9 protein-coding genes are annotated in these 8671 nt (G+C 73.6%); 5 read left to right on the forward strand and 4 right to left on the reverse strand.

The features are described from left to right. Positions 1 to 1177, reverse strand: a 1177-nt coding sequence (locus ACFQ87_RS42840) for a TOMM precursor leader peptide-binding protein (protein ID WP_380616397.1), incomplete at its 3' end; no start/stop codon positions are given. Positions 1178 to 1432: 255 nt separating this feature from the next. Between ACFQ87_RS42840 and ACFQ87_RS42845 the strand changes: the two genes are divergently transcribed. Beyond that, complete coding sequence (locus ACFQ87_RS42845) at positions 1433 to 2173, forward strand: M48 family metallopeptidase (RefSeq protein ID WP_380616399.1); 741 nt, start codon at positions 1433 to 1435, stop codon at positions 2171 to 2173. Positions 2174 to 2268: 95 nt separating this feature from the next. Here the strand turns inward: ACFQ87_RS42845 and ACFQ87_RS42850 are convergent, their stop codons facing one another. Both ACFQ87_RS42850 and ACFQ87_RS42855 read right to left on the reverse strand, forming a co-directional pair. Continuing rightward, positions 2269 to 2856, reverse strand: a complete 588-nt coding sequence (locus tag ACFQ87_RS42850) for an NUDIX hydrolase (RefSeq protein ID WP_380616400.1) — start codon at positions 2854 to 2856, stop codon at positions 2269 to 2271. Beyond that, positions 2853 to 4397: a zinc-dependent metalloprotease gene (locus tag ACFQ87_RS42855; RefSeq protein ID WP_380616402.1), complete on the reverse strand. Its 1545-nt coding sequence runs from the start codon at positions 4395 to 4397 to the stop codon at positions 2853 to 2855. Before ACFQ87_RS42855 ends, ACFQ87_RS42850 begins: the two co-directional genes overlap by 4 nt. A gap of 197 nt (positions 4398 to 4594) precedes the next feature. Here ACFQ87_RS42855 and ACFQ87_RS42860 point away from each other — a divergent pair, with 197 nt between their 5' ends. From ACFQ87_RS42860 to ACFQ87_RS42875, 4 genes are all read left to right on the forward strand, one after another. Continuing rightward, positions 4595 to 5743: an NAD-dependent epimerase/dehydratase family protein gene (locus tag ACFQ87_RS42860; protein ID WP_380616404.1), complete on the forward strand. Its 1149-nt coding sequence runs from the start codon at positions 4595 to 4597 to the stop codon at positions 5741 to 5743. Between the two features lie 142 nt (positions 5744 to 5885). Continuing rightward, positions 5886 to 6326 (forward strand): molybdenum cofactor biosynthesis protein MoaE, encoded by a 441-nt coding sequence (locus ACFQ87_RS42865; RefSeq protein ID WP_380616406.1) that lies wholly within the window; start codon positions 5886 to 5888, stop codon positions 6324 to 6326. A 231-nt stretch (positions 6327 to 6557) separates the two neighbouring features. After that, a complete protein-coding gene (locus tag ACFQ87_RS42870) occupies positions 6558 to 6731 on the forward strand; it encodes a hypothetical protein (RefSeq protein WP_380616407.1) in 174 nt (57 codons plus the stop codon). Between the two features lie 42 nt (positions 6732 to 6773). Further along, the gene (locus ACFQ87_RS42875; protein WP_380616409.1) at positions 6774 to 7886 is read left to right on the forward strand and encodes a PDZ domain-containing protein; all 1113 of its coding nucleotides are present in this window, start codon (positions 6774 to 6776) and stop codon (positions 7884 to 7886) included. A 17-nt stretch (positions 7887 to 7903) separates the two neighbouring features. Here ACFQ87_RS42875 and ACFQ87_RS42880 read toward each other — a convergent pair whose 3' ends face one another. Further along, a complete protein-coding gene (locus ACFQ87_RS42880; RefSeq protein WP_380616411.1) occupies positions 7904 to 8485 on the reverse strand; it encodes a PPA1309 family protein in 582 nt (193 codons plus the stop codon). Positions 8486 to 8671 lie beyond the last annotated feature (186 nt).

Genomic DNA, 8671 nt, shown 5'->3' on the forward strand with positions numbered 1-8671 from the left:
CCTGGTAAGGGGTGGGGGGGGTTGGGGCTCCCCGGCATGTCGGGGCTTTTTCCCGTCCCTCTTTTTTTTCCTCTCCCCTCTCGCTCCCTCCGTTTGGTGGCAGCGTCTCCCACGGACACCCCCAGTCCGGGTGTCCTCGCAGCCGCAGGCGGCGGGGCATCCCGTCGCTCGCCGACACCTCGCACCAGCCGTCGACGCTCGGCGGCCGGCCGCCGTCCAGATACACCTGGACATGCAGGGCGGCCAGTCCGGCGGCGGCCGTCGCAAGGGCCGTGTCGCAGGCCGGTGTGCGGGCCCGGCCCGGGCCGTTGTTCGCCAGTTGGGCCAGCACCCGCGCCCACGCGGCGTCCTCGTCCTCCCTGCGCAGCACCAGGCAGTGCCCGCAGGCCGACCTCCCCGGGATCACCAGCGGCCCGATGATGCCGAACTCCTCGACCACGCCCACGTACAGATGCGGCACCCCGGCGCGGAGCAGCAGCTTGGCCTCGTACGTCCCACCCGCGAAGGCGGCGCTGCCGTCCCGGGGTGCGAGGACCACGAAGTCGGGCGGCGGGCCGTCGGACTTCCGCCGCGGGACGGGCACCAGTGGTCGGCCCGCGGCCCGTTGCACCGCCTCCCGCGCGGCCGTCGACCGCAGCCGCCCGATGTCCGCGGGCGGCAACCCGGCCGGGGAGCAGTCGCCGGGCTTGACCCGGCCGCCGTCGGACACCGTGACCGTGCCGGTGCCCGCCGCGGCGAGCACCGCCGCCACGGCGGCGCCGACCCGGCCCGCGCCGCGCACCTCGATCCGGGTCTCTGCCCGGTGGGTCAGGACCGCCGGTGCGGCGCCGGGGCCGGAGTGGACCAGGGACAGTGAGGCGAGGTCGGGCCCGAGGAGGTCCCGGTGGGGCTGGGGGAAGCGGGACAGCACCCGGTCGGTCGCCTCCGCGTCGTCCAGCAGCCCGATTTCCTCCAGTTCGGTCAGCAGGGTGTCGGCGGGCTCGCGGCCGAGGCCGATCCGCTCGCCGGCCTCCAGGAGCTCGGGTCGGTCGCGCGTTCCGTCGACCAGCCCGAGGAAGTCGCAGAGGGTCTTGTCGGCGTTTTCGAGTACCCCCGCGTACCGGGTGACGGTGCCGAACTGCAGGGTCTCGGAGTCCCGCCAGCTGCGGGACAGAGCGGGCTTCAGAGCGAGGCGCACGACGATCTCCCTTCCGATCGTTTCCGGACGGCTGACCGCAGCATGCCCCATCGCGTCGACTGCGTGCTGAAAGTTATCCACAGGTCCGAGTGCATGATCACACCATCTGTTCGCAGGCCCTGTGGATAACTGCCCATCCGCTCGAACGTCGGTTTCCGGACACCCTCTGTCGGCCTTTCGTTCCCGATCGCTCCACGAAAGATTTCGGCCATGGCAGCGGACTTCTGCCAGTGGTACCGGGTAACGTCGTGTGCCATGGCAGCCGAGCGGGACTCCCATCCACCGGTGTCGCGTCGGCGTGCCCGTGCAGCGTCCGGGTCCCAGACGGCGGCGCCGAGCACACGTGGGTGCCCGGACGAGCAGCAGTACGAGCAGCACGAGAAGCCGCAGGCGAGGCCGCAGCACCCGCCCACCGGGGCGGTGCCGCCCGAAGCGCACGACCGCGGCCGGGTCGAGGTGCGGCGCAGCGCCCGCCGCAGCCGTACCGTCTCCGCCTACCGCGAGGGCGACCGCACCGTGGTGCTGATCCCGGCCCGGATGTCGCACGCCGAGGAGCAGCGCTGGGTCGCGCAGATGCTGGAGAAGCTCGCCGCCCAGGAGCGTCGGCGGATCCTCGGGGACGATGCCCTGATGGCCCGGGCCCGGGAGTTGTCGGAGGCCTACCTGGGCGGTCGCGCCCAGCCCGCGCAGGTCCGCTGGGTGACCAACCAGAATTCGCGCTGGGGCTCCTGCACGCCCAGTGAGGGGACGATCCGGCTGTCCCACCGGCTGCAGGGCATGCCGGAGTACGTGCTGGACTACGTGCTGCTGCACGAGCTCGCGCATCTGCTGGTGCCGGACCACGGGCCGGCGTTCTGGGCGCTGTTGGAGGCCTACCCGCGCACGGAGCGGGCCCGCGGCTATCTGGAGGGCGTGGTCTCCGCCGCCCGTCTGCCGCACATCCCGGGCGCCCGGCACGGCACCCCGGGTGAGGATCCGGCGGCTTCCTGCGGCTGAGTCCGGGAGGGGCGCCGCCGGGAAGGCCGATGGAACGGGCCAACGGAAAGGGGGCGCGGGCTGCAATAGCCCGCGCCCCCTTTCCGTGTCGCACCTCAGCCGGTCAGCCGCCGTGCCCGGGCGACCAGGTCGCGCACCGAGTGGTCGGTGAGTTCCGGCAGCCGGTCGTAGTCGAACCAGCACAGGTCCAGCGACTCCTCGCTGATCAGCGCCTGCGCCCCGGCCGGGGCCAGCGCGATGTACTGGACGTCCAGGTGGGTGTTCTCCGGCCGGTCCTTGCCGGTGCAGCGGACCAGGTGCCGGTCCAGCTTGGCCGGTACGGGGGTGCCGTTGTCCCGCAGCAGGGTCAGGTCGGGGATGCCGGACTCCTCGACGGCCTCGCGCAGCGCGGCCGAGGCGAGGTCGGCGTCGCCGGGCTCGCAGTGTCCGCCCATCTGCAGCCACATGCCGACCTTGGGGTGCAGGGTGAGCAGCACCCGCCCGGCGGCCGGGTCGACGACCGCCGCGCTCGCGGTGATGTGGGCGGGCAGGCAGGAGCGGTAGAGGCCTCCGGGCTGCTCGGCCAGGTGCGCGAGGTAGTCGAGCCGCAGCTGTTCCTGGTCCTCGTCGGCGGGCCGCCAGTCGGTCAGGGTGCGGACGGCGTCCGCGTGGAGCGCGGACGCGCCCGTGTCGGTGGCCGTCATGCGGTGGGCTCGCCCTCTCCGTCGGTGCCGTTCTGGTCGGGCTTCGGCTCGTCGGCCCTCGGCCGGTCGCTCTTGGTCAGGTCGGGCTTGCCGGCCGCGGCCTCGCCCAGCAGTTTGTCGAGGGCGTCGAAGTCGATCCCGCCCTCCAGGTCGTCGCCGGCGCCGCGGTGCACGAAGGCGTCCGGGTCGTCGAGGTCGGCGGCGGTGGGCAGCATGTCGGGGTGCTCCCACAGGGCGTCGCGGCCCTCGACGCCGCGGGCGTCGGCGAGCAGCGCCCACAGCCGGGCGGCGTCGCGCAGGCGGCGCGGGCGCAGCTCCAGGCCGACCAGGGTGGCGAAGGTCTGCTCGGCGGGCCCGCCGGCCGCGCGGCGGCGGCGGACGGTCTCGCGCAGGGCGCCGGCCTGCGGCAGGTGGGGTTCGGCGGCGGCGTGCACGACGGCGTCGACCCAACCCTCGACCAGGGCGAGCGCGGTCTCCAGGCGGGCGAGCGCGGCCTTCTGCTCGGGGGTGTCCTCGGGCTGGAGCAGGCCGCCGGCCAGGGCCTCCTGGAGCGCCTCGGGGTTGCTCGGGTCGAGCTGGCCGACGAGTTCCTCCATGCGGGAGGTGTCGACCTTGATGCCGCGCGCGTAGGCCTCGACGGCGCCCAGCAGGTGGGCCCGCAGCCACGGCACGTGGGCGAAGAGCCGCTGGTGGGCGGCCTCGCGCAGGGCGAGGTAGAGCCGGACCTCCTCGGCGGGCACGCTCAGGCCCTCGCCGAACTCGGCGACGTTCTGCGGCAGCAGGGCGGCCTTGCCGGCCGGGGCGAGCGGCAGGCCGACATCGGTGGAGCCGACGACCTCGGCGGCCAGGGCGCCGAGCGCCTGGCCGATCTGGGTGCCGAACATGGCGCCGCCCATGGAGCGCATCATGCCCATCAGCGGGCCGGCCATGGCCTGCATCTCCTCGGGCAGGACGCCGCCCATGGCGTTTCCGACGCGCTCGGCGACCGGGTCGACGAGGTCCTTCCAGACCGGGAGGGTGGCCTCGATCCACTCGGCGCGGCTCCAGGCGACGGCGGTGCCGGCGCCGGAGGGGAGCTCGGTGACGCTGTCGAGCCACAGGTCGGCGAGGCGGACGGCCTCGGCGACGGCGGCGCGTTCGGTGGCGCTGACGGAGCGATCCTTGCTCTTGCCCTCGGCGGGCTCGGCGACGACGGTCTGCCGGGCGATGTTGGTGGCGAGGTCCCAGTTCACGGGGCCGCCCTCGAAGGAGAGCATCTGGCCGAGCTGCTGGAAGGCGGCGCCGAGGTCGCCGGGGTTGAGGCCGCCGAACATCGCGGCGAAGGGGTTGTCGGCACCGGCGCCGCCGGGGCCGCCCGGGGCGCCTGGCATGCCGAAGATCGCGCCGAAGGGGTTGCCGGCCCCGAAGCCGAAGGGCTGCGGGCCGCTGCCGCCGGAGCCGGCCGGGCCCTGGTCCTTCTTCTTCTGCGCGTCGTCGGGCTTGGCCTTGCCGTCCTCGGGCTCCTCGGGCGGAACGCCGAATCCGAAGGGAAGGTCGCTCACGGGGTCCTCGATCCGGTCGGCCGTCATGCGGGTGTGGCGGGAAGTACTGCCCGCCCGGGGTTGCGGTGGAGCGGACTCGTGGGCGGCTCCCGCGCGGCAGGCCCGCGCCGGGTGCACCGCCGGGCCTTCGCCTCGGGCAGGATGGACGTACGTGACACACGTCCGTACGCACATAAGCTAACCGTGGAGGATGGCCGGTGAGTTCCCCGCCTTCGGACGTTCGCTCTGGGCTGACCGGAGGAGAGGACGCGTCGGACACCACGGCGTCGCCGCCTCCAGCCTACGGCGGGCGGCCGCTGACCGTGGCCGTCACCGGTGCCGCCGGGGTGCTGGGCGAGCGGGTCGCCGCCCGGCTGGTGGCCTCTCCGCACGTGCGCAAGGTGCTGGCGGTGGACGACCGGCGCGGTGACGTGCCGGGTGTGCAGTGGCGGGTGCTGGACGTGCGGGACCCGGCGGTGGCCGAGCGGCTGGCCGGGGTGGACGTGGTGGTGCACCTGGCGATGGACTTCGGGATGGAGTCCGATCCCCGGGCGCGCAGCGCCTACAACGTGCGGGGCGCGCAGACGGTGCTGACCGCGGCCGCGGCGGCCGGGGTGCACCGGGTGGTGCTGTGCACCTCCGCGATGGTCTACGGGGCGCTGGCCGACAACGAGGTGCCGCTGGCCGAGGACTCGGAGCTGCGGGCGACCGAGGAGGCCTCGCTGGTCGGGGACCTGCTGGAGATCGAGCGCCTGGCGCGGCGGGCGCCGCGCGCCCACCCGGGGCTGCAGGTGACGGTGCTGCGCCCGGCCGTGGTGGTGGGTCCCGGTGTGGACACGGTGCTGACCCGGCACTTCGAGGCGCCGCGGCTGCTGGTGGTGGCCGGCTCGCGCCCGTGCTGGCAGTTCTGCCACGTGGACGACCTGTCGGCGGCGCTGGAGTACGCGGCGCTGGGCCTGGTCGAGGGCGAGGTGACGGTCGGCTGCGACGGCTGGCTGGAGCAGGAGGACGTGGAGCGGCTGTCGGGGATCCGGCGGATGGAGCTGCCGGCGTCGCTGGCGCTGGGTACGGCGGCGCGGCTGCACCGGCTGGGCCTGACCCCGGCCCCGGCGGGGGACCTGGCGTACACGATGTATCCGTGGGTGGTGTCGGGCAGCCGGCTGCACGAGGCGGGGTGGCGTCCTGAGTTCACCAACGAGCAGGTGCTGGCGGAGCTGCTGGCCCAGGTGTCCGGCAAGCACGCGGTGGCCGGGCGCCGGCTGGGCGGCAAGGAGGCGGCGACCAGCCTGGGGGCGGCCGGGGCGACGGTGGCGCTGGTGGGTACGGCGGCGCTGGTGCGCCGGGCCCGCAAGCGGCGCCGGTTCTGACCGGCGAGGGTCGGTCCCCGGATCGGCCGGGGGCGGCCCGTCGAGCCCGTCGAGCGGCGACACTTCTCACGATGCGAAATTTCCACATCGTGATGTGGAAACCCCTTGCCCGCATCCGGCCGGGATGAGGAATCATGGGGTCATGTCCGAGAACCACGACCCCATCCGCCTGCTCGCCATCCGCGACACCCCGCTCTCGCTGGACGAGGTGTACGAGGCGGTCGGCGACGACGCGGCCGGCGGCACCACCGTCTTCGTCGGGACGGTCCGTGACCACGACGGCGGCAAGTCGGTCGCCGCGCTGGAGTACAGCTGCCACCCCACCGCCGAGCAGGAGATGCGCCGGATCGCCGAGAAGGTCGTCGCCGACTTCCCGGTCAGGGCGCTCGCCGCGGTCCACCGGGTGGGTCGGCTGGAGATCACTGACAAGGCCGTGATCGTCGCGGTCTCCTGCGCCCACCGCGGCGAGGCCTTCGCGGCCGCCCGCCGGCTGATCGACGACCTCAAGCACGAGGTGCCGATCTGGAAGCACCAGGTCTTCGCCGACGGCGAGGAGGAGTGGGTCGGCGCCGGGGGCTGCTGACCCCTCGTCGGGCGTGCGGCGGAACCGGATGCACACGGAGTGCGTCCATGGGGTCAGGCGCGCCGCCGCCTCACCCGAACGGGTCTGGGCGACTGCGCCGAATAGTCCCTGCAAGTGAGCCGATCGGCCGTCCCGTTACCCGGACGGCGCCAGCCGCGTTGTCCGCCGGAGTGGTTAATCTGCTCATAGACACGACGAGCTGGGAGTACTGATATGGGTGCGCTCGCCTGGTTGATCATTCCGGTTGTCGCCGTCCTCGCCGCCGCACTCTGGGCCGGCTGGGCCCAGCGGGCCCCGAGGGCCACGGGGGACCCGGCCTCACTCGCCGAGCACCGGCGCTTCATGGCCGCGATGGAACGCACCACCGCCGACACCGCCGCCCCCGGCGAGCACTCCGGTCGGTAGCCCGCCGGGCGTCGCGTCACCCGCGTCCCGTACTGTCGAGGCATGCCACGCCGCTCCGCGACGATGCTCGCTGCCACCCTGCTGCTCATAGCGCTGCTCTGCGTCTCGGTGCTGATGAAGGTGCCGTACACGGAGATGAGCCCGGGCCCGACGTACAACACGCTCGGCGACCAGGGCGGCAAGCCGGTGATCACCATCACCGGGCACGACTCGTACAAGGCGAGCGGGCACCTCAACATGACCACCGTCCAGGTCACCGGGGCCAAGTACGAGCCCAGCCTGGTCAACGCCGTGGTCGGCTGGCTGCGCGACGACGTGCTGGTGGTGCCGCACGACAACGTCTACCCCAAGGGGCAGTCGGACGCCGACGCCAAGAAGCAGAACGCCGAGGAGTTCGCCTCCTCCGAGGACAGCGCCCGCACCGCCGCGCTCAACCAGCTGGGCATCCCGGTCGGCAGCGACCTGATCGTCAAGTCGGTCACCGCGGGCGCCCCGGCCGAGGGCCGGCTGCACGCGGGCGACCAGATCGCCGCCGTGGACGGCACCCCGGTCACCTCGGTCGACCAGGTGGTCGCCGCCGTCACCAAGCACAAGCCGGGCGAGTCGGTGGTCTTCACCGTGGTCCCGCGGGCCAAGGACGCCTCGGGCAACGGCACCGCCACCCCGGGGGCCAGGACCGACGTCACCGTCCCGACCGTGCGGGCCAAGGACCTCGACCCGAAGGCCCCGGCCGAGCGCGCCGACCTCGCGGTGGTCGGCATCGGCACCGGGATCCGGCACACCTACCCGTTCCAGATCGACATCGGTCTGCAGGACGTCGGCGGCCCCAGCGCCGGGCTGATGTTCTCGCTCGGCATCATCGACAAGCTCACCCCCGGCGGCGACCTCACCGGCGGCAAGTTCGTCGCCGGCACCGGCACCATCGACGACGACGGCAAGGTCGGCCCGATCGGCGGGATATCGATGAAGCTGATCGCCGCCCGCGACGCCGGGGCCGAGTACTTCCTCACCCCGTCCTCGAACTGCGCCGAGGCCACCAAGAACGTCCCGTCCGGGCTGACCCTGGTCAAGACGGACACGCTGGACGGCGCGCTGAAGTCGCTGGAGCAGGTCCGCTCCGGGCAGACCTCCGCGCTGCCGTCCTGCGCCAAGTAGCCCCGGACCCGGGACGGTTACGAGAAGGTCGCCAGCAGCGCGTCGGTCAGGCCGGGCACCAGGTCCGGGCCGGTCAGCACCTCGCGGGCGACGTCCTTGGAACGCAGCCGCAGGGCGATCTCCTTCTTGCCGTCGCGCAGCACCGCGGCGGTGATCCGCACCTCCTCGCGCTTGGGGTGGTTGGCCACCCACTCCGCGAGCTGGGCGTCGCTGGCGCCCCGCGGGCGGGACTGCTCGGCGCCCGGCGGCAGCATCAGCCGCTCGACGACCAGGGCGCAGCCGGCCACCGCGTCGGGCCAGGCGATGGTGCCGAGGAACTTGTCGAGTTCCATGCCGGCCGGGATCTCGTCCTGCTCGACCGGGGTGAGGCCGGGCTCGCCGCCGTCGGCGAGGCCGAGTTGCTCGGCGATCCTCGGGTCGGCCTTGCGCAGGGCGGCGCTGTCCACCAGGGCGAACAGCCGGGCCGGGAGGTCCCAGCCGAGGGTGGCGGCGTATTCGTCGATCTCCAGCGCGGCCCGGGTGAGCGGGTTGGCGGCGGGGAGCTTGGATACATCGTCGGCAGAGCCGGGGGGGTTCGTGAATGCAGACGCGTCGGACATGACTCAATCCTCACACGTCGGGCGGGTGGCGCCCGCCGGGCGGGCTCGGGGCGCGGTGGCGGGGGTGTGGGGGAGCGGCGTCGTAACCGTCTGCTACTGAGCTTGATCGGGTGATGTCGGGGTCGTTCGGCTGACAGGCGCCGGACGGCTCCGGTAGCTGTTGGTTGTGAGATACGCGCAGGGCGG

This window comes from Kitasatospora sp. NPDC056531 (genome assembly GCF_042794375.1).
Classification (GTDB): domain Bacteria; phylum Actinomycetota; class Actinomycetes; order Streptomycetales; family Streptomycetaceae; genus Kitasatospora.